Genomic DNA, 20,954 nt, shown 5'->3' with positions numbered 1-20,954 from the left:
AGTGGAGCTCCAGGCAGCATCAGCGCCCCGTCAAAAGGGGCGCTGGAAGTTTGCCGCAATCGTGTCGACACGTCACCTGAGTCTGAACGTCAGCCCAGCCGCGCGGGGGAGAGCATCTGGGTGTTCAGACCGAAGCGAGTCAGTTGCTCGGGCAAGGCTTCACCGCGCACCAGTGCAGCGCTGGCCTGGCCCATGGCCGGCGAGGTCTGGATGCCATAACCGCCTTGTGCCGCCACCCAGAATAACCCCGGCACCTGCGGATCGAAACCGGACAGCAAATCTCCGTCGCTCACGAAACTGCGCAAGCCGGCCCAGGTGCGGGTTGGACGGCGGATGGTCAGGGTCGTGGCTTCTTCGATCTGGTAGATGCCCATCGCGATGTCCAGCTCTTCAGGCTGCACGTCGTGCGGTTCCACCGGGTCGGCGTTGGCTGGCGAGCCGAGGAACATTCCGGCGTCGGGCTTCATGTAGAAGGATTCATCGAGGCTGACCAGCATGGGCCAATGGTGGATGTCCACGCCCTCGGGGCCGGCGAAGATGAACGCCGCACGGCGCTTGGGTTGCAGGCCCAGTGGTCTGGCTCCGGCGAACTCGCCGATTTTGTCGGCCCAGGCGCCTGCCGCGTTGATGATGATCGGGGCGCTGAAGGTTTGACCGTTGGTTTGGACTTGCCATACACCTTCGGCGTCACGGGTCAGGCTCATGACTTCGCTGTCGGTATGAACTTCACCTTTGTTGCGTCGGATACCGCGCAGGTAACCCTGGTGCAAGGCATCGGTGTCGATGTCGCTGGCGGTCGGGTCGTAAATCGCACCATGGACTTTTTCCCGGCGCAGGATCGGCAGGCGCACGCAGGCCTGGTCGGCGCTGAGCAGCTGCATCTCCGGCACCGTGGCTTTGGCGCTCAGGTATTGATTATTCAGTTCGGCCGGGTCGCCGGTGAAGTCCACGGTCATCTCGCCACGCGGGGTCAGCAGCGGGTGTTCGCAGAAACCGGATGGGGGCGCGTCGAAGAAATCACGGCTGGCCTGGGTCAACGCCCGAACCTGCGGTGTGCCGTAAGCGGCGGTGAACAATGCGGCCGAACGTCCGGTGGAGTGGTAGGCCGGATGGGATTCGCGTTCGAGCACGATCACTCGGGCATGCTGCGACAGCCAGAAACCGGTGGAAGCGCCGGCAATCCCGCCGCCGATGATGATGAAATCTGCCTGGCTCATGAACGTCTCCTGATGGGGCGTAAATGCCGAATGTGTAGAGATCCCTTGCAGGACTGTAGGAGCTGACGAGTGAAACGAGGCTGCGATCTTTTGACTTTGCTTTTAAAGGCAAGATCAAAAGATCGCAGCCTCGTTTCACTCGTCAGCTCCTACACAGGGGCGTGGTGTTAGTGCTGTAGGCGGTAAAGGGCATTGGCCAGTGCGATGTCTTCCAGGCCTAGACCGATGGAGCGGAAGAACACATGACGGTCGTAGTCGGGGCGCTGGACTTTTTCGCTGAGCAGATCGGGCAGGTCGCCGATGATCAAGCGCTTGTCCCATTCATGTTGTTCACCGGCAATCAGCATCTCGCCGGCCGAGCCTGGGGTGGTCAGACGATAATCGCAGAACACTTGCATGTCATTGAGGCTCTGCGGCGGCACTTCATGGGCACGCGGCGCGTTGGTGCTGATGGAAGTGATCAGCGCCGGTTTGCTCAAGCTTGAAGGGTCGATCACCGGGCCTGCGGACGAGGTGCAGAGCATGATCACATCGGCGTCTTGCACGGCCGCTTCACGACTGTCGACGATGGTCAGGCGTGGATCGAGGCTTTTGAGCTGCGCCAATACTTCGGGATGTTTGTCGCTCAGGCTCGGTGAGTAGAGGTTGATGCTCTGCCAGTCGCGCAGACCTTTGACGTAGTGCAAGTGCGCCTGGGCGACTTTGCCGCTGCCGATGATCGCCAGACGTCGGGCCTTCAGCGGGGCGAGGGCGTCGACCGCCACTGCGGTTGTTGCAGCGGTGCGTGCCGTGGTCAGTTCACCGGCATCACAGAGCAACAGCGGCTGGCCGGTCTGCATCGACATCAACAGCGTCCAGGCCGTCACCAACGGGCCTTGTTCACGAACGATGTACGGCGAGGTCTTGACCCCGTACACGCCGTCTTCAGCCAGCACGCCCAGGTAGTTGATGAAGTCGCCAGCGCCCTGCGGGAACTCCACCAGTTGCTGTGCCGGTTGTACGGCTTGCCCGGCGGCCAGGTCGCGGAACAGCTTGCGCAGGATCTGCGGCACGTCGACCTGTGCCAGCAACTCGCTGGCCTGAGGTTGGGTGATCACGTAAGGCGTACTGGACATGGTCGGCTCCGGGAGCTGGAAGTAAACTAATTTGTCTATTATGGACTTTTAGTTGTCTCGATCAATGTCCGGGCGAAAAAAAAGCGCAGTCCGTTTCCGGCTGCGCCTCTTTTAGTGCGACCCGCGTTACGGGCGCTTGCGCTCAACCGCCCGCAGCAGATGCGTCGGTGGCGTTTCGCAGCTGATCTTGCGACCCAGCAGCGCCTCGATGGACGGTAGCTGGTAGGAGTCGTCTTCACCGGCAAAACTGATGGACACGCCATCGGCACCGGCACGACCGGTACGACCGATGCGGTGCACGTAGTCGTCCGGGACTTCCGGCAGGGTGAAGTTGATCACGTGGCTGATGCCGTCGATGTGAATGCCGCGACCGGCGACATCGGTGGCGACCAGGACGCGGATCTTGCCTTCGCGGAAACCTTCCAGGGTCTTGATGCGCTTGTGCTGCGGCACGTCGCCGGACAGTTGCGCGGCGTTGACGCCGTCACGCACCAGACGCTCTTCGATGCGCCGCACTTCATCCTTGCGGTTGGCAAACACCATCACCCGCTCCCAACCGTTGTCGTTGACCAGGTTGTAGAGCAGTTTGTATTTGTCGGCACCGGCCACGGCGTAGATGTGTTGCTCGACGTTTTCACTGGCCACGTTCTGCGACTCGATCTCGACGATTGACGGGTCGGTGGTCCATTGCTTGGCGAGGTTCATCACGTCTTCGGTGAAGGTCGCGGAGAACAGCAGCGTCTGACGCTCGTTCTTCGGCGGCGTCTGGCGAATGATCTGACGCACCTGTGGGATGAAACCCATGTCGAGCATCCGGTCGGCTTCGTCCAGCACCATGACTTCGACCATGTCCAGGTGCACGTCGCCGCGCTGGTTGAAGTCCAGCAGACGCCCTGGGGTGGCCACGAGGATGTCGCAATGACGGGCTTCGAGGTGCTTGAGCTGCTTGTCGAAGTCCATGCCGCCGACAAACGTCATGACGTTGAGGCCGGTGTATTTGGTCAGGTCGGCCGCGTCCTTGGCGATCTGCACCACTAGTTCGCGGGTCGGAGCAATGATCAGCGCCCGTGGCTCGCCCATGTAGCGCTCTTTCGGCGGCGGGGTTTCCAGCAACTGGGTGATGATCGAAATCAGGAACGCAGCGGTTTTGCCGGTGCCGGTCTGGGCGCGACCGATGGCGTCTTTGCCTGCGAGGGTGAAGCCAAGCACTTGCGCCTGAATCGGCGTGCAATACGGGAAGCCCAGGTCCTGGATGGCGTGCATCAGTTCGGGGGCGAGTTTGAAATCGTGGAAACGGGTTTTGCCTTCCTGGGGTTCGACGGCGAAGTCTTCGAGTTTCCAGGGAATAACCGGCGCTTTGGGTTTTGGTTCGCGACGCGGTCTGACAGGTTTTGTAGCTTCGCTGCGCGGTTCTTCAGAGGCCGGAGCCTCAACGGGTAGGACGGCCGGTGTGGTCATCGGCTCGTGCTTCGGTACCGCTACGGCTGCGGTCCGGCCAGACTGATTACCGTCGGTGCGGTGGCTGGGATGGTGAGACGGAGCGCTGGAGACTGGCGCGAGCTGCTCAGTCTCGCTTTTACCGAACATTTTCTTGAGTGCTTTGAGCACGGTCATCTCATCAATTGGTTAAGGAATATACGCCGGCCAGTGTAATGCAAGAATCGGGCGCGGCGTAGTGGGATGGATCAATGGGCTGCTTTTCGCATAAACAGTTAACGCAAGCGCTCGGCGAGCCAGACACCGATGTCGCGAATCTCCTCGGGTAACACTTCGTGGCCCATTGGGTATTCCTGCCATGTCACGGTGACACCATGCTGCTTTAAATACTCGTAAGCGGTGCGGCCCATGGAGTTTTGAACGACGTCATCGTACTGGCCGTGTAAAGACAGCACGGGAATACGCTGTTGGCTGGCGGAAAGCTCCAGTTCATCGCTGAAGGTCGGTGCATAAGTGGAGAGGGCAAGTACGCCACCCAAAGGTCCCTGCCATTTCAGAAAAGCGGCGTGTAACGCCACCGCGCCACCTTGGGAAAAACCTGCCAAAAATATCCGCGAGGCGTCTATTCCGATGGCGCGCTCCACTTCGATCAAATTAATGATTCGCTGCGCCGACTCTTCCAGCTGTTCTCGGTTGATCGCGCGCGCCGGGCTCATGGCCAATATGTCGTACCAACTCGGCATCTCGTAACCACCATTGATGGTGACGGCGCAGGTCGGTGCCTGCGGGAGAACGAAGCGGGTGGTCAGCAGGGTTTCCTGCAAGGCTTCGGCCACCGGCAGGAAGTCGTAGCGATCGGCGCCCAGGCCGTGCAGCCAGATAACGCAGGCGTCTGCGGGCTTGACGGGTTGAAGAATCAAGGGCTCGGTCATGGTTGCTCCAATTTTGTGCAGACGCTCTCATTGGGTGCGAGACCCGAGTGCACGCCTGGTTGATCAGTTAAGAAGATGTCGCAAGGCTACAAGTTTTGCTATTGACCTGTCGCTGAATCGCTTCTGCGAGCGGTCTGGTACGGGCTTTGCTATGGGGAAGCGGTGCAACCCATCTCGCGCCTTGCGGTAACACTATCAGTGTACTGCTGGCAGTGGGATAGCAAAGAATCCGGTGATGGATGTTCGCCAGTGGCCGCTACGGGCTTCGCGAACGTGAAAGGGCTACCGCCCGTTCGGCCGATTGGTGAGAAGTGAGTTGTCCATGATGTGGATTTTCTCCTACTAGACTCATAGCGCAGGTCTTACGTCGGTTGACCCCAAAAAAAGCCAACACGGGTCAACAACGCCTCATAAGGGTGCGACTGGACTCAGCTCCGACACAACAAGAGCAAAACTGGAGGTTTGAATGAAGATGTTGAAATCCACCCTGGCGATCGTGACTGCAGCCGCAGTACTCGGTGTCAGTGGGTTCGCTCAGGCGGGTGCAACCCTGGATGCAGTGCAGAAGAAAGGTTTCGTACAGTGCGGCGTCAGTGACGGTCTGCCGGGCTTCTCGGTTCCAGACTCGACTGGCAAGATCATCGGCATCGATGCTGACGTCTGCCGCGCTGTGGCCGCTGCCGTTTTCGGCGACGCGACCAAGGTCAAATTCAGCCAGTTGAACGCCAAAGAGCGCTTCACCGCGCTGCAGTCCGGCGAAATCGACGTGCTGTCGCGTAACACCACCTGGACCAGCTCCCGCGATTCGGGCATGGGCCTGGTGTTTGCCGGCGTGACGTACTACGACGGCATCGGCTTCCTGGTGAACAACAAGCTGGGCGTGAAGAGCGCTAAAGAGCTCGACGGCGCCACCATCTGCATTCAAGCCGGTACCACGACCGAGCTGAACGTTTCCGACTACTTCCGCGGCAACGGTCTGAAATACACCCCGATCACCTTCGACACCTCCGATGAAAGCGCCAAGTCGCTGGAATCCGGTCGTTGCGACGTGCTGACCTCCGACAAATCCCAGCTCTACGCACAACGCAGCAAGCTGGCGACCCCGACCGACTACGTCGTTCTGCCGGAAACCATCTCCAAGGAGCCTCTGGGCCCGGTCGTGCGTAAAGGCGACGAAGAATGGTTCAGCATCGTCAAGTGGACCCTGTTCGCGATGCTCAACGCTGAAGAAATGGGTATCACCCAGAAAAACGTTGAAGCTGAAGCTAAAGCCACCAAGAACCCGGACGTCGCTCGTCTGCTGGGCACTGATGGTGAATACGGCAAAGACCTGAAAGTGAAGAAAGACTGGGTCGTCCAGATCGTCAAGCAAGTAGGTAACTACGGTGAAGTGTTCGAGAAAAACCTCGGCAAAGGCACTCCACTGGCCATCGACCGCGGGCTGAACGCTCTGTGGAACAACGGCGGCATTCAATACGCACCACCAGTGCGCTGATGGTTCTATCACCCGGTGGGCCAACCGCCGGGTGATGTTCTGTTCCATTATTTGCGGGGCACTTCATGCAAAATTCAATCGGCGCACCAAAGCAGAGGCTCAGCCTCAGCGACCCAAAAGTGCGTGCGTGGCTATTTCAGATCATCACCATTGTGGCGGTGGTCTCGATGGGCTGGTATCTGTTCGACAACACACAGACCAACCTTCAACACCGGGGCATTACCTCCGGCTTCAGCTTTCTGGAGCGCAGTGCCGGTTTCGGCATCGCTCAACACCTGATCGACTACACCGAATCGGACAGCTATGCCCGGGTGTTTGTCATCGGCCTGCTCAACACGCTGCTGGTGACCTTCATCGGCGTGATCCTGGCGACCATCCTCGGGTTCATCGTCGGTGTGTCACGGCTGTCGAAGAACTGGATCATTGCCAAGCTGGCGACGGTGTATGTCGAGGTTTTCCGTAACATTCCGCCGCTGCTGCAAATCCTGTTCTGGTACTTCGCGGTGTTCCTGACCATGCCGGGGCCACGCAACAGCCATAACTTCGGCGACACCTTCTTTGTCAGCAGCCGTGGCCTGAACATGCCTGCCGCGATGACGGCGGACGGTTTCTGGCCGTTTGTGGTCAGCATCGTCGTGGCCATTGTCGCCATCGTGCTGATGAGCCGCTGGGCGACCAAACGCTTCGAAGCGACCGGTGTACCGTTCCACAAATTCTGGGTCGGTCTGGCGCTGTTCTTTGCGATCCCTGCGCTGTGCGCATTGATCTTCGGCGCGCCGCTGCACTGGGAAATGCCGAAGCTGCAAGGCTTCAACTTCGTCGGTGGCTGGGTGCTGATCCCGGAACTGCTGGCGCTGACCCTGGCCCTGACGGTGTACACCGCGGCGTTTATCGCCGAGATCGTGCGTTCGGGCATCAAGTCGGTCAGCCACGGCCAGACCGAAGCGGCCCACTCGTTGGGGCTGCGCAACGGTCCGACCCTGCGCAAGGTGATCATCCCGCAAGCCCTGCGCGTGATCATTCCACCGCTGACCAGCCAATACCTGAACCTGGCGAAGAACTCCTCGCTGGCGGCCGGTATCGGTTATCCGGAAATGGTGTCGTTGTTTGCCGGTACGGTGCTGAACCAGACCGGGCAGGCGATCGAGGTGATTGCCATCACCATGAGCGTGTACCTGGCGATCAGTATCAGCATTTCCCTGCTGATGAACTGGTACAACAAGCGCATTGCGCTGATCGAGCGGTAAGGAAAAGCGCATGACGACTCATACTTTCAAACCTGACATGCCACCCCCGAGCCGCAGCATCGGTGTCGTGGCGTGGATGCGCGCGAACATGTTCTCCAGCTGGCTCAACACCCTGCTGACCCTGTTCGCGTTCTACCTGATCTACCTGGTGGTGCCGCCGATCCTGCATTGGGCGATCCTCGATGCCAACTGGGTCGGCACCACGCGCGCCGACTGCACGAAGGAGGGCGCCTGCTGGGTGTTCATCCAACAGCGCTTCGGCCAGTTCATGTACGGCTACTACCCGACAGACCTGCGCTGGCGCGTGGACCTGACCGTGTGGCTGGCGGTTATCGGCGTGGCACCGTTGTTTATCTCGCGCTTTCACCGTAAAGCGGTATACGGGCTGAGCTTCCTGGTGCTGTACCCGATCATTGCCTACTTCCTGCTGCATGGCGGACTCTTCGGTCTGAGCACCGTGGCGACCAGCCAATGGGGTGGCTTGATGCTGACCCTGGTGATCGCCACCGTCGGTATTGCCGGTGCGTTGCCGCTGGGGATTGTTCTGGCGCTGGGCCGTCGTTCGAACATGCCGGCGATTCGGGTGGTCTGCGTGACCTTCATCGAATTCTGGCGCGGCGTGCCGTTGATCACGGTGCTGTTCATGTCCTCGGTGATGCTGCCGTTGTTCCTGCCTGAAGGCATGAACTTCGACAAACTGTTGCGGGCACTGATCGGTGTGATCCTGTTCCAGTCGGCCTACGTCGCCGAAGTGGTGCGAGGCGGTCTGCAAGCGATTCCCAAAGGTCAGTACGAAGCGGCTGCAGCGATGGGCCTCGGTTACTGGCGCAGCATGGGCCTGGTGATTCTGCCGCAAGCCCTGAAGCTGGTGATCCCCGGTATCGTCAATACCTTCATTGCGCTGTTCAAGGACACGAGCCTGGTGATCATCATCGGCCTGTTCGACTTGCTCAACAGCGTCAAACAAGCCGCCGCCGACCCGAAATGGTTGGGCATGGCCACCGAAGGCTATGTGTTCGCGGCCCTGGTGTTCTGGATTTTCTGTTTTGGTATGTCCCGCTACTCCATGCATTTGGAACGTAAGCTGGACACTGGCCACAAGCGTTAGGAGCGTAGTTTATGAGTGAAGCGATCAAACAGCCTGTGAGCCCTGAAGGCATTATTCAGATGCAGGGCGTGAACAAGTGGTACGGCCAGTTCCACGTGTTGAAAGACATCAACCTGAACGTCAAGCAGGGTGAGCGTATCGTCCTGTGCGGCCCGTCGGGTTCCGGCAAATCCACCACCATTCGTTGCCTCAACCGTCTGGAAGAGCACCAGCAGGGTCGCATCGTGGTCGATGGCGTGGAGTTGACCAACGACCTCAAGCAGATCGAAGCGATCCGCCGTGAAGTCGGCATGGTATTTCAGCACTTCAACCTGTTCCCGCACCTGACCATCCTGCAGAACTGCACGCTGGCACCGATGTGGGTGCGCAAGATGCCCAAGCGCAAGGCCGAAGAAATCGCCATGCATTACCTGGAACGCGTCCGCATTCCGGAGCAGGCGCATAAATTTCCGGGGCAACTGTCCGGCGGTCAGCAACAACGTGTGGCGATTGCCCGTGCGCTGTGCATGAAACCGAAAATCATGCTGTTCGACGAACCGACCTCGGCACTCGACCCAGAGATGGTGAAAGAGGTGCTGGATACCATGATCGGCCTGGCCGAAGACGGCATGACCATGCTCTGCGTGACCCACGAAATGGGCTTCGCCCGCACCGTGGCCAACCGCGTGATCTTCATGGATAAGGGCGAAATCGTCGAACAAGCCGCGCCGAACGACTTCTTCGATAACCCGCAGAATGAACGTACCAAGCTGTTCCTGAGCCAGATCCTGCATTGATTGGCCCTTGGCAATGAAATAAACCCGGACAGTGTTCCGGGTTTATTTTTGTCTGGGTTTTGTGAGTCAGGAAGCAAGCGCGGCTTGGCGCTCCTGATCGAGGCTCGCCAGTAAACGGCGCAAATCTGCACCTTCGCAAAGTGCTTGCACTTCACCCAGCAGGTGTGGGTGCCGATCCAGCAAGCGCATCAGCATAAATAGCGGCTGAGGCGGTGCCAGCTCGGCGCGCTCGTAGCGGGAAAAAGCATTGTGGCCGCCGCCGGAAAGTAATTTCACTGCTTCTTTCTGCGAGAGTTTCAGCTTGCGACGGATACGCTTCATCTCGGCAGCCATGAGTTGACGGCAATCGATCAGCAGTTGATCACTAGCCACTGAGTATCGCTCGGCGCTGCCGTCATCGAATTCGACTTCACCGCAGACCCGACACTCGTAGCCTGAAATGTCGCCTATCTGACGTGTCATCTTTTTGAAATCGATAGTGAAGCTACGCCCTTCGAAATGCTGCAACCCATCATGAGTACCGCAGCTGAAACATTGCTTTCCATTCATGCGTCTTTCTCCTTGAAGGAGATTACCGGAGGCCCACCACCGGGGCGGTAAGTCACTTTGATGTAAATCTCCAGACCGTGAGTCTTCATGTGATAAACGTCCTGCCAGATCCGGTGATCGGCAAAGGTCGTCATCGATTTGTACAACATTCTGTTTTCCAGCGCGCAGACGATTTGCAGCATTTGGGAAAGGCTTAAATCCATTCGTCGGCCGCCTTCCCGTGCTGCACCGGTAAATGCCTTTGTCCCTAATCTGACGACCTACGACTTGACTACCGTCAGGTCGTAGTAAGGTGTGTTCTTTTCCATAAGAAGCCGCTAACCCTGTCCCAGAAATTACCCTTAAAGGGTAATTTTGACTAATCAAAAATTCCGCTCCTTCTCCCGCCCTTTTAACGTAGGCGGTTGCCGTCCTACGCATAGCTGACTAACATGTCAGAAAATTCATCCTATGATTGGATGAAAAGGCGAATCCTATGTCAGACATTTCTCCGCTAGTTAAACGGTCCCTGGTCGACCAGGCCCTGGACCAATTGCGCCTGCGCATCAACGAAGGTGTCTGGTCTGTTGGCCAGCGCTTGCCCACCGAACCCGAGCTTTCCGCCGAGCTAGGCATCAGCCGCAACACCGTGCGTGAAGCCATGCGCGTACTGGCGTTTTCCGGGTTGATCGAAATCCGTCAGGGCGATGGCAGTTACCTGCGGGCGGTGGTCGATCCGCTCGACACCATGAAAGCCTTGTCCCGCTGCTCCCACGAACAAGCCCGGGAGACTCGGCACATTCTGGAAGTCGAGGCCATCGGCCTGGCCGCACTGCGGCGTACCGACGAAGACCTGGTGGCGTTGCGCGAAGCATTGGGCGTCAGCGGCAGCCACTATCACGGTGATCTCGACACCTACATCGCCTGCGATCTGGTGTTTCACCGTCGTCTGGTGGACGCCGCACACAACCCGACCCTCAGCGAGTTGTATCGCTATTTTTCCAGCGTCATCGGCGCGCAACTGCGCGAGACACTGAACATCAGCCCCCGACGCCAGGAGGTGTTCGACCTTCATATCGAACTGCTTGATGCCGTCGAACAACGCGACCCGGAACGGGCCAAAGCCCTGTCGAGGCAGTTGATCAATGAACCTTGAAACCGAGACCCCCATGTCCAGCCAGCAGGTCAACGAAAGCAGCATCCCCCAGGCCAAACGCACGGCAGAACTCGAAGAGCTGCTGATCGACGCCGAGGCGGATGACGAACAGGTCCAGCAAAGTCACCCGATCCTGCGGCGGCCGTGGCTGTTGTTGCTGGGCCTGATTCTGGTGGCGCTGAACCTGCGTCCGGCGCTGTCGAGCATGGCGCCGATGCTCAGCGAGGTTTCGAAAACCCTCGGTTTGTCGGCAGCTCAGGCCGGTTTGCTGACGACGTTACCGGTGCTGTGCCTCGGCTTGTTTGCACCGCTGGCGCCCGTGCTGGCACGACGTTTCGGCGCCGAGCGAGTGGTGCTGGGCATTCTCTTGATGTTGGCCGGCGGGATCATCCTGCGCAGTTCGTTCGGTGAGATCGGCCTGTTTGCCGGGAGCGTACTGGCCGGCGCGAGCATCGGCGTGATTGGCGTATTGCTGCCAGGTATTGTTAAACGCGACTTTGCGAAACACGCGGGGACCATGACCGGCGTCTACACCATGGCCCTGTGCCTGGGGGCGGCGATGGCTGCGGGCGCGACCGTGCCGTTGAGCGAGCATTTCGACAAGAGCTGGGCGTTGGGTCTCGGCTTCTGGGTGGTTCCGGCATTGGTCGCGGCGATTTTCTGGTTGCCACAAATCGGTCAGAAACACGGCGCGCACAACGTCGCGTATCGGGTTCGCGGTCTGTTGCGTGATCCACTCGCCTGGCAAGTGACGCTTTACATGGGCCTGCAATCTTCTCTGGCCTACATCGTGTTCGGCTGGTTGCCGTCGATCCTGATCGGCCGCGGCCTGACGCCGACCCAGGCGGGTCTGGTGCTGTCAGGCTCGGTCATCGTTCAGTTGGCGAGTTCACTGGCGGCGCCATGGCTGGCGACGCGTGGCAAGGATCAGCGTCTGGCGATCGTCATTGTCATGCTGCTGACCCTTGGCGGCTTGTTCGGTTGTCTCTACGCACCGATCGAAGGCTTGTGGGGCTGGGCGATCCTGCTGGGTCTCGGGCAGGGCGGTACGTTCAGTCTGGCGTTGACCCTGATCGTGCTGCGCTCGCGGGACTCCCATGTCGCGGCGAACCTGTCGAGCATGGCCCAGGGCTTCGGTTACACCCTGGCGTCCATGGGCCCGTTCGCGGTCGGTATCGTGCATGACTGGACCGGCGGTTGGAACGCCTTGGGCTGGATATTCGGCATCATCGGCCTTGGGGCGATCATCGCCGGCCTCGGCGCCGGACGTTCGCTGTACGTCCAGGTCGAAAGCGAAAAGGTCTGACACCCGCGCACTGTCGGTATTCGTCCCGCGAATGCCGATAGTGTTCCGCGCCTTAGTTGACTATCGTGCAGGCAATCTTTCGACACCACTTTGCGCATTTATTTGCACGTCCAGAGGGAGCCTGCCCATGAGTGATGCCCACAGCGCATTGATCACCCAGTTCTACCAAGCCTTCCAGCGGCTGGATGCCGAGGCCATGAGTGCCTGCTATACCGACGACGTGGTGTTCAGTGATCCGGCGTTCGGCGAACTGCGCGGCCGCGATGCCGGCGACATGTGGCGCATGCTCACCACCCGGGCCAAGGATTTTTCCCTGACGTTCGATAACGTGCGCAGCGATGAGCGCACGGGCGGCGCCGATTGGGTGGCGACGTACCTGTTCAGCCAGACCGGCAACACCGTGGTCAACGACATTCAGGCGCGTTTTGTTTTTCGCGACGGCAAGATTTGCGAGCATCACGACAGCTTCGATCTGTGGGCCTGGTCTCGCCAGGCGCTGGGTTTCAAGGGGCTGTTGTTGGGCTGGACGCCGGCGGTGAGAAACGCCGTGCGCGCTCAAGCCTTGAAGGGGCTGAAGGCATTCCAGGCCAGTCGCTGATAAGATCGCGGCTTGTTTCCTTTCAAGCCTTGATCGTCACGTGAACACCGCCAGCGAATCTTCCGTCATTGCCGCCGAACCATCGCTGCCCGTCAGCAAGCCCTGGTTCGTCTACCTCGTTCGCGCGGCCAATGGTTCGCTCTACTGCGGGATCAGCGATGATCCCGTGCGCCGCTTCGCCACCCACCAAAGTGGCAAGGGCGCGCGCTTTTTTCTCTCCAGCCCTGCCGTGGCATTGGTCTACACCGAAGCCTGCCGCGATAAAAGCGAAGCGCTGCGTCAGGAACGGCTGATCAAAAAACTCAAGAAAAGTGCCAAGGAATGTCTGGTGGCGAGTGCTGCCGCGGGCTTATCAATCTGACTGATAAGTTCCCATCAGGCAGATCGGTGGGCTGCACATGGAATGCGCGCTAAGCTGCGGATTCCCTATTCGTGCGGCGGAGCCGAGCATGTCCGAGTTGATTTTGCATCATTACCCGACGTCCCCTTTTGCTGAAAAGGCCCGCTTGCTGCTGGGCTTCAAGGGGCTGTCCTGGCGCTCGGTGAAGATCTCGCCGGTGATGCCAAAACCCGATCTGACCGCGCTGACCGGCGGATACCGCAAGACGCCGGTATTACAGATCGGCGCGGATATCTATTGCGACACGTCGCTGATCGCCCGTCGTCTGGAACAGGAAAAAGCCTTGCCGGCGTTCTTCCCTGAAGGTCAGGAAATGATCGCCGCCACGTTCGCCGCATGGGCGGATTCGGTGGTGTTCCAGCACGCGGTCAGCCTGGTGTTTCAACCGGAATCGATCGCTGTGCGCTTCGGCAATTTGCCGCCGGAAGCGATCAAGGCGTTCATTGCCGATCGCGCGGAGTTGTTCAGCGGTGGCAGCGCCACACGGTTGTCAGCTGAACAAGCCCGGCATCAGTGGCCGACCATCATGGCGCGTCTGGAGCAACAGCTTCAGCGCGAACAGGGCGACTTCCTGTTCGGCGAGCCGTCGATTGCCGACTTTGCCCTGGCCCATCCGTTGTGGTTCCTCAAAGCCACGCCTGTCACTTCACCGTTGGTCGATGCTTATCCGGCGGTTTCGGCGTGGCTGGGGCGTGTGTTGGGCTTCGGTCATGGCGCATTCAGCGAGATGACCTCCGAGGAGGCGCTGGAGGTTGCGCGCAATGCCACACCGGCCGCATTGCCGGATGAGCAATTCGACGAGCCGAATGGTTTTGAGGTTGGCCAGCAGGTGGTCATTGCCGCCATCGATTACGGCGTTGACCCGGTGGCGGGTGAGTTGTTGTTTGCGGGCAGTGAAGAATTGATTCTGCGTCGTGAAGACGAGCGGGGCGGCGTGGTGCATGTGCACTTTCCGCGATTCGGGTTCCGCATCGAAGCGCAGTAACCTGGCATCACAGGTAGTTGGACTGGCTTGGACTTGTGGCGAGGGAGCTTGCTCCCGCTTGAGTGCGCAGCACTCACAAAATCGGCATTCATTGCGAAGAGTTTGGGCCTGCTACGCAGTCCAGCGGGAGCAAGCTCCCTCGCCACAGGGATTGAGTGAGCCAACGGGTTATTTCAGTGCGGCGAGAATGCTGTCCGGGTCATACCCGCGAATCAATGTGCCATTCACCTCGATCAGCGGTATCCCGCGTCCACCCAGCGCCTCGTAGGCCTTGCGCGCCTCGGCATCCTTCTCGATATCGAACTCCTTGTACGGAATGCCCTTCTGATCGAGAAAGCGCCGGGTCAGTTTGCAGTAGCCACACCATTCGGTGGTGTAGAGCACAACGTTGGCCTTGGCCTGAGTCTGCTCCGACACCACCTGTGCCGGATGGAACACCCGCTCGATCTTGCCCCAGTTCTGGTAGACCACGACCACCAGCAGGATCAGCAGGAATTTCTTCAGTGCGCCGCCGAGCATCAGTTACGTCGCTTGAGCTGGTCGGTGAGTTGAGTCGGCAGACCTTTGATGATCAGCGTGCCGGCTTCTTCGTCGTATTCGATCTTCGAGCCCAGCAGGTGCGCTTCGAAGCTGATGGACAAGCCTTCGGCGCGACCGGTGAAGCGGCGGAACTGGTTGAGGGTACGTTTATCTGCCGGAATCTCCGGCGACAGGCCGTAGTCCTTGTTGCGGATGTGGTCGTAGAAGGCTTTCGGGCGCTCTTCGTCGATCAGCTCCGAGAGTTCTTCCAGGCCCATGGGTTCACCCAATTTTGCCTGGCTGCTGGCGTAATCCACCAGGGTCTTGGTCTTCTCGCGGGCGGACTCTTCCGGCAGGTCTTCGCTTTCGACGAAGTCACTGAAGGCTTTGAGCAGGGTGCGGGTTTCGCCGGGGCCATCGACGCCTTCCTGGCAACCGATGAAGTCGCGGAAATACTCCGAAACCTTTTTGCCGTTCTTGCCTTTGATGAACGAAATGTACTGCTTGGACTGCTTGTTGTTCTGCCACTCGGACACGTTGATCCGTGCCGCCAGGTGCAGTTGGCCCAGGTCCAGGTGCCGGGACGGGGTCACGTCCAGCTGATCGGTCACTGCAACGCCTTCACTGTGGTGCAGCAGCGCGATCGCCAGGTAGTCGGTCATGCCTTGCTGATAATGCGCAAACAGCACGTGGCCGCCCACAGAGAGGTTCGACTCTTCCATCAGCTTTTGCAGATGTTCCACCGCCACACGGCTGAACGCGGTGAAATCCTTGCCGTCGTCGAGGTATTCCTTCAGCCAGCCGCTGAACGGGTGCGCCCCGGACTCGGCATGGAAGAAACCCCAGGCCTTGCCTTGTTTGGCGTTGTAGCTCTCATTGAGGTCGGCAAGCATGTACTCGATGGCGCTCGACTCGGCCAATTCGGAATCGCGAGCGTGGAGAACTGCGGGCGTGCCGTCGGGTTTTTTGTCGATCAGGTGGACGATGCAATGGCGGATCGGCATGGGCTTCTCGGCTGATTGAAGAGAGGAGGGCGTGCTCCCCCAAAAAGTGCCAAGTGTACCGCAACCACTGGTTTTGGCGCGGCACGAAGGGCAATTCGCAGGTGTCCGATGGCGCTTATGCTGTTTTTTACAGTTTTAGAGCAATAAAGCTGACCAAATGGGTAGCTAGAGGCGGATATTTCCCCGTCTCTGTGCTAGTTTTGCCCGGTCTTACGCGAAGTCACTGCGTTAAGCGTGCATTCAGCATTTGTCAGGTCGAACCAAACCCTGATTTCGGTATCTATAACCCCGATCCCGTGGTTATTGGCCGAGGGTGCCAGATCCAGAAGATCGGGCTCGATGGCTGACACTGCACTCTGCAATCCATATGAATTTGATAGGGAAGGAACACTACATGGCTCTTACTAAAGACCAACTGATCGCCGACATCGCTGAAGCTATCGACGCGCCAAAAACCACCGCGCGTAACGCTCTGGACCAACTGGGCCAAATCGTTGCCGATCAGCTGGAAAACGGCGGCGAAATCACTCTGCCAGGTATCGGCAAACTGAAAGTGACTGAGCGTCCTGCCCGTACCGGCCGCAACCCTTCGACTGGCGCTGCCATCGAAATCGCTGCCAAGAAAGTTATCAAGCTGGTTGTGGCCAAAGGCCTGACCGACGCTGTTAACAAGTAAGACGCAGTAAAAAAAGCCGTGCCCCGGAGTGATCCGGGCACGGCTTTTTTGTGTCTGCGATTCAGCGATTGACCCACCAACCCAATGTGGGAGCGAGCCTGCTCGCGATGGCTGCGTGTCAGTTAACGATGATGTCGACTGATGCACCGCCATCGCGAGCAGGCTCACTCCCACAGTTGATCTGCGTCGGTCAGTTACTCAGCTTTTACGCGCCCAACGCTCGCGCCATACCTGCTGTTCGGATTTGGTCTGGAAGGTCCAGGCGACGAAGCGGCTTTGCTTCTGCCCCTGAGACATTTCCACAACCTGGCTTTCCAGTACGCCGGCCTTTTTCAGCGCCGTCTGGATCGCCGGCAGGTTGGAGGCTTTCGAGACCAGGGTGCTGAACCAAAGCACTTTGTGTTGGAAATGCGCGCTCTCGGCGATCAGCTGCGTCACAAACCGTGCTTCGCCACCTTCACACCACAGTTCTGCCGATTGACCGCCAAAGTTCAGCACCGGCAGTTTGCGTTTTGGATCGGCACGGCCCAGCGCGCGCCATTTACGCTCGCTGCCCTTGGTCGCTTCGTCCATCGAGGCGTGGAACGGCGGGTTGCACATGGTCAGGTCAAAGCGTTCGCCGGGTTCGAGCAGGCCCAGCAGAATGTGCTTGGGATTGCTTTGCTGGCGCAACTGGATGGCTTTGTTCAGCCCGTTGGACTGCACGATGGCTTTGGCGGCGGCCACGGCCGTCGGATCGATTTCCGAGCCGAGGAAGTGCCAGCGGTAGTCGCTGTAGCCGATCAACGGATAGACGCAGTTGGCGCCCATGCCGATGTCGAGCACCTTGACCGGCGCGCCGCGAGGGATCTCGCCGTCGTTGACGCTGGCCAGCAGGTCGGCCAGGAAGTGCACGTAATCGGCACGCCCCGGAACCGGAGGGCAGAGGTAATCAGCCGGGATGTCCCAATGGGCGACGCCGTAGAACGACTTGAGCAGCGCCCGGTTGAACACCCGCACCGCGTCCGGGTTGGCGAAGTCGATACTTTCCTTGCCATACGGATTGATGATCACGAACTTCGCCAGTTCCGGCGTGGTTTTGATCAGCGCCGGGAAGTCGTAACGACCCTGATGGCGGTTGCGCGGATGCAGGCTGGCCTTCTCGCGGGGTTCCACGGCTTTGGCCGGGGTCGTCGCGGAATCAGGCTTTTTGCGCGCAGGTCTTGGTGTTCGGGGGGCGTTCATGGGCGTGGTCGATTCGGGTATGGCTAAAAGTGGCGGGTATTGTCCCACATCCGGGCGTTGTGAACGCAATTGTGACGGAACACCACAATCCCCCTGTGGGAGCGAGCCTGCTCGCGAAGGGGCCGCATCAGTCAATATTGATGGCGACTGACAAACCGCTTTCGCGAGCAGGCTCGCTCCCACAGGGGATTTGTGGTGTTTGGGTGAATGTGACGGGCACAAAAAAGGGAGGCCGTTTAGGGCCTCCCTTCTTCATTGCGATGTGCCGTTACAGGCTGGCAATCCGCGCATGCTGCTCGGCCAACTTGCCCAAAGCCTGTTCAGCTTCAGCCAGTTTGGCGCGTTCCTTCTCGATGACTTCGGCCGGGGCCTTGTCGACGAAACCGGCGTTGGACAGCTTGCCGCCAACCCGCTGGACTTCGCCCTGCAGACGCAGGATTTCCTTGTCCAGACGTGCCAGTTCGGCGTCTTTGTCGATCAGGCCAGCCATTGGCACCAGCACTTCCATCTCGCCGACCAGTGCGGTGGCGGACAGCGGTGCTTCTTCGCCGGCAGCCAACACGGTGATCGATTCGAGGCGAGCCAGCTTCTTCAGCAGGGCTTCGTTTTCGGTGAGGCGACGCTGATCTTCGGCGCTGACGTTTTTCAGGAACAGGTTCAGCGGCTTGCCGGGACCGATGTTCATTTCGCCACGGATGTTACGCGTGCCGAGCATCAGGCCTTTGAGCCATTCGATATCGTTTTCGGCGGCCGGATCGATGCGCTCTTCATTGGCCACTGGCCACGGTTGCAACATGATCGTCTTGCCTTCGATACCGGCCAGCGGCGCGATGCGCTGCCAGATTTCTTCGGTGATGAACGGCATGAACGGATGCGCCAGACGCAGCGCGACTTCCAATACCCGAACCAGGGTGCGGCGGGTGCCGCGCTGACGTTCGACCGGTGCGTTTTCGTCCCACAGCACAGGCTTGGAGAGTTCCAGGTACCAGTCGCAATACTGGTTCCAGATGAACTCGTACAAGGCTTGTGCGGCCAGGTCGAAACGGAACTGGTCGAGCTGACGGGTCACTTCGGCTTCGGTGCGTTGCAGCTGCGAAATGATCCAGCGATCCGCCAGCGACAGCTCGTAAGCCTCGCCGTTCTGACCGCAGTCTTCGCCCTTGTCCAGCACGTAGCGAGCGGCGTTCCAGATCTTGTTGCAGAAGTTGCGATAGCCCTCGACGCGGCCCATGTCGAACTTGATGTCGCGACCGGTGGACGCCAGCGAGCAGAAGGTGAAGCGCAGGGCGTCGGTGCCATAGCTGGCGATGCCGTCGGCGAACTCGTCGCGGGTCTGCTTCTCGATCTTCTTCGCCAGTTTCGGCTGCATCATGCCCGAGGTGCGTTTCTGCACCAGGTCTTCGAGCTCGATGCCGTCGATGATGTCCAGCGGGTCCAGGACGTTGCCCTTGGACTTGGACATCTTCTGACCCTGGCCATCACGCACCAGGCCATGGACATAAACGGTCTTGAACGGAACCTGCGGCGTGCCGTCTTCGTTCTTCACCAAGTGCATGGTGAGCATGATCATCCGGGCAACCCAGAAGAAAATGATGTCGAAACCGGTCACCAACACGTCGGTGGAGTGGAATTTCTTCAGGAATTCGGTCTGCTCAGGCCAGCCGAGCGTGGAGAAGGTCCACAGGCCCGAACTGAACCAGGTGTCGAGAACATCGTTGTCCTGTTGCAGCGCAACGTCCGGGCCGAGGTTGTTCTTGGCGCGTACTTCGGCTTCGTCGCGACCGACGTAGACCTTGCCCGACTCGTCGTACCAGGCCGGAATCCGGTGGCCCCACCACAGCTGACGGCTGATGCACCAGTCCTGGATGTCGCGCATCCACGAGAAGTACATGTTTTCGTACTGTTTCGGCACGAACGCGATGCGGCCGTCTTCAACAGCAGCGATGGCTGGCTCAGCCAATGGCTTGGTCGACACGTACCACTGGTCGGTCAGCCACGGCTCGATGATGGTCCCGGAACGGTCGCCTTTCGGCACTTTCAGGGCGTGGTCGTTGACGCTGACCAAGAGGTCGGCAGCATCGAACGCAGCAACGATTTGCTTGCGCGCTTCGAAACGGTCCAGACCTGCGTATTCGGCTGGAAGCTTGCCGTCGACTTCGCTGTTCAGCGTGCCGTCCAGGTTGAACACCTGGGCTGCGGGCAGAACATGGGCATTCTTGTCGAAGATGTTCAGCAGCGGCAGGTTGTGGCGCTTGCCGACTTCGTAGTCGTTGAAATCGTGGGCCGGGGTGATTTTCACGCAGCCGGTGCCGAATTCAGGATCGCAGTAATCGTCGGCGATGATCGGGATGCGGCGGCCGACCAGCGGCAGCTCGACAAATTTGCCGATCAGGGCTTTGTAGCGTTCATCGTTCGGGTTAACGGCTACGGCGGCGTCGCCGAGCATGGTTTCCGGACGAGTGGTCGCGACGATCAGGTAATTTTGGCCTTCAGCGGTCTTGGCGCCGTCGGCCAGCGGGTACTTCAGGTTCCACAGGAAACCTTTCTCGTCGTGGTTTTCCACTTCGAGGTCGGAAATCGCCGTGTGCAGCTTGGTGTCCCAGTTGACCAGGCGCTTGCCGCGGTAGATCAGGCCGTCTTCGTGCAGGCGCACAAAGGCTTCTTTAACGGCTTCCGAGAGGCCGTCGTCCATGGTGAAACGCTCGCGGCCCCAGTCCACGGACGAGCCGAGGCGGCGGATCTGACGGCTGATGTTGCCGCCGGACTGATCCTTCCATTCCCAGACTTTCTCGAGGAATTTTTCGCGACCCAGGTCGTGACGACTCTGGCCCTGAGCTTCGAGTTGACGCTCCACCAGCATTTGCGTGGCGATACCGGCGTGGTCGGTACCCGGCTGCCACAGGGTGTTACGACCCTGCATGCGGCGGAAACGGATCAGGGCGTCCATGATCGCGTTGTTGAAGCCGTGACCCATGTGCAGGCTGCCGGTGACGTTCGGCGGCGGGATCATGATGGTGTAGGACTCGCCCGCGCCTTGCGGGGCGAAGTAATTCTCTGACTCCCAGGTGTTGTACCAGGAAGTTTCAATGGCGTGCGGCTGGTAGGTCTTATCCATGCGCGGCGGGACCCTATTGGCATTTATTCAGGAAAAGCCGGCAAGTATAGCGGGGCATGGGGCGGAGGGCGAGCAGGTGCAGACTGTGGCGAGGGGATTTATCCCCGTTGGGCTGC

At 59.4% G+C, this 20,954-nt stretch carries 19 protein-coding genes and 1 pseudogene; 10 read left to right on the top strand and 10 right to left on the bottom strand.

From position 1 onward, the window contains the following. Window positions 1-89 precede the first annotated feature (89 nt). The 4 genes from ACYZTW_RS27835 to ACYZTW_RS27820 form a co-directional block, all read right to left on the bottom strand. A complete protein-coding gene (locus ACYZTW_RS27835; RefSeq protein WP_462002628.1) occupies window positions 90-1,217 on the bottom strand; it encodes an NAD(P)/FAD-dependent oxidoreductase in 1,128 nt (375 codons plus the stop codon). A 167-nt stretch (window positions 1,218-1,384) separates the two neighbouring features. Beyond that, window positions 1,385-2,332: an ornithine cyclodeaminase family protein gene (locus tag ACYZTW_RS27830; protein ID WP_462002627.1), complete on the bottom strand. Its 948-nt coding sequence runs from the start codon at window positions 2,330-2,332 to the stop codon at window positions 1,385-1,387. 126 nt (window positions 2,333-2,458) lie between these two features. Next, window positions 2,459-3,946 carry an ATP-dependent RNA helicase RhlB gene (gene rhlB, locus ACYZTW_RS27825; RefSeq protein ID WP_462002626.1) on the bottom strand — a complete coding sequence of 496 codons (1,488 nt, stop codon included), beginning with the start codon at window positions 3,944-3,946 and terminating at the stop codon, window positions 2,459-2,461. Between the two features lie 98 nt (window positions 3,947-4,044). Further along, entirely contained in the window at window positions 4,045-4,701 is a 657-nt protein-coding gene (locus tag ACYZTW_RS27820) for an alpha/beta hydrolase (protein WP_462002625.1), read from the bottom strand. 466 nt (window positions 4,702-5,167) lie between these two features. On the opposite strand from ACYZTW_RS27820, the gene ACYZTW_RS27815 reads away from it, so the two are divergent. The 4 genes from ACYZTW_RS27815 (at window position 5,168) to ACYZTW_RS27800 (ending at window position 9,327) form a co-directional block, all read left to right on the top strand. Continuing rightward, complete coding sequence (locus ACYZTW_RS27815) at window positions 5,168-6,196, top strand: amino acid ABC transporter substrate-binding protein (RefSeq protein WP_033056430.1); 1,029 nt, start codon at window positions 5,168-5,170, stop codon at window positions 6,194-6,196. Window positions 6,197-6,261: 65 nt separating this feature from the next. Further along, window positions 6,262-7,443 (top strand): amino acid ABC transporter permease, encoded by a 1,182-nt coding sequence (locus ACYZTW_RS27810; RefSeq protein WP_462002624.1) that lies wholly within the window; start codon window positions 6,262-6,264, stop codon window positions 7,441-7,443. A gap of 10 nt (window positions 7,444-7,453) precedes the next feature. After that, on the top strand, window positions 7,454-8,551 hold the full coding sequence (locus tag ACYZTW_RS27805; protein ID WP_462002623.1) for an amino acid ABC transporter permease: 1,098 nt from the start codon (window positions 7,454-7,456) through the stop codon (window positions 8,549-8,551). 11 nt (window positions 8,552-8,562) lie between these two features. Beyond that, on the top strand, window positions 8,563-9,327 hold the full coding sequence (locus ACYZTW_RS27800) for an amino acid ABC transporter ATP-binding protein (RefSeq protein WP_010444394.1): 765 nt from the start codon (window positions 8,563-8,565) through the stop codon (window positions 9,325-9,327). Between the two features lie 66 nt (window positions 9,328-9,393). On the opposite strand, the gene ACYZTW_RS27795 is transcribed toward ACYZTW_RS27800, so the two are convergent. Continuing rightward, window positions 9,394-9,876, bottom strand: coding sequence for a type II toxin-antitoxin system MqsA family antitoxin (locus ACYZTW_RS27795; RefSeq protein ID WP_462002622.1), 483 nt, complete (start codon window positions 9,874-9,876; stop codon window positions 9,394-9,396). Beyond that, window positions 9,873-10,184 (bottom strand): annotated as a pseudogene (locus ACYZTW_RS27790) (type II toxin-antitoxin system MqsR family toxin). The gene ACYZTW_RS27795 and the pseudogene ACYZTW_RS27790 overlap by 4 nt, the downstream one beginning before the upstream one ends. Window positions 10,185-10,351: 167 nt before the next feature. Here ACYZTW_RS27790 and ACYZTW_RS27785 point away from each other — a divergent pair. The 5 genes from ACYZTW_RS27785 (at window position 10,352) to ACYZTW_RS27765 (ending at window position 14,300) form a co-directional block, all read left to right on the top strand. Further along, window positions 10,352-11,011: a FadR/GntR family transcriptional regulator gene (locus ACYZTW_RS27785; RefSeq protein ID WP_462002621.1), complete on the top strand. Its 660-nt coding sequence runs from the start codon at window positions 10,352-10,354 to the stop codon at window positions 11,009-11,011. Then, a complete protein-coding gene (locus ACYZTW_RS27780) occupies window positions 11,001-12,317 on the top strand; it encodes a CynX/NimT family MFS transporter (protein WP_462002620.1) in 1,317 nt (438 codons plus the stop codon). Before ACYZTW_RS27785 ends, ACYZTW_RS27780 begins: the two co-directional genes overlap by 11 nt. Window positions 12,318-12,444: 127 nt before the next feature. Beyond that, window positions 12,445-12,915, top strand: a complete 471-nt coding sequence (locus ACYZTW_RS27775) for a nuclear transport factor 2 family protein (RefSeq protein ID WP_462002619.1) — start codon at window positions 12,445-12,447, stop codon at window positions 12,913-12,915. Window positions 12,916-12,955: 40 nt separating this feature from the next. Further along, entirely contained in the window at window positions 12,956-13,276 is a 321-nt protein-coding gene (locus tag ACYZTW_RS27770; protein WP_140677796.1) for a GIY-YIG nuclease family protein, read from the top strand. Between the two features lie 88 nt (window positions 13,277-13,364). After that, window positions 13,365-14,300: a glutathione S-transferase family protein gene (locus tag ACYZTW_RS27765; protein WP_462002618.1), complete on the top strand. Its 936-nt coding sequence runs from the start codon at window positions 13,365-13,367 to the stop codon at window positions 14,298-14,300. Between the two features lie 168 nt (window positions 14,301-14,468). On the opposite strand, the gene ACYZTW_RS27760 is transcribed toward ACYZTW_RS27765, so the two are convergent. Together ACYZTW_RS27760 and yejK are read right to left on the bottom strand one after the other, a co-directional pair. After that, window positions 14,469-14,819 (bottom strand): glutaredoxin family protein, encoded by a 351-nt coding sequence (locus ACYZTW_RS27760; RefSeq protein WP_462002617.1) that lies wholly within the window; start codon window positions 14,817-14,819, stop codon window positions 14,469-14,471. Beyond that, window positions 14,819-15,823: a nucleoid-associated protein YejK gene (gene yejK / locus ACYZTW_RS27755; RefSeq protein WP_462002616.1), complete on the bottom strand. Its 1,005-nt coding sequence runs from the start codon at window positions 15,821-15,823 to the stop codon at window positions 14,819-14,821. Before yejK ends, ACYZTW_RS27760 begins: the two co-directional genes overlap by 1 nt. A 394-nt stretch (window positions 15,824-16,217) precedes the next feature. Here yejK and ACYZTW_RS27750 point away from each other — a divergent pair, with 394 nt between their 5' ends. Beyond that, window positions 16,218-16,499 carry an HU family DNA-binding protein gene (locus ACYZTW_RS27750; protein WP_007905514.1) on the top strand — a complete coding sequence of 94 codons (282 nt, stop codon included), beginning with the start codon at window positions 16,218-16,220 and terminating at the stop codon, window positions 16,497-16,499. 198 nt (window positions 16,500-16,697) lie between these two features. On the opposite strand, the gene rlmF is transcribed toward ACYZTW_RS27750, so the two are convergent. Continuing rightward, a complete protein-coding gene (gene rlmF / locus ACYZTW_RS27745; protein ID WP_462002615.1) occupies window positions 16,698-17,723 on the bottom strand; it encodes a 23S rRNA (adenine(1618)-N(6))-methyltransferase RlmF in 1,026 nt (341 codons plus the stop codon). A gap of 268 nt (window positions 17,724-17,991) precedes the next feature. Beyond that, the gene (locus ACYZTW_RS27740; RefSeq protein ID WP_462002614.1) at window positions 17,992-20,838 is read right to left on the bottom strand and encodes a valine--tRNA ligase; all 2,847 of its coding nucleotides are present in this window, start codon (window positions 20,836-20,838) and stop codon (window positions 17,992-17,994) included. Window positions 20,839-20,954 lie beyond the last annotated feature (116 nt).

The sequence above is a fragment of the Pseudomonas sp. LB3P25 genome, from assembly GCF_054897985.1.
Note: the sequence above shows the minus strand (reverse complement) of the source record. Positions and strands in the feature narration are given on the sequence as shown.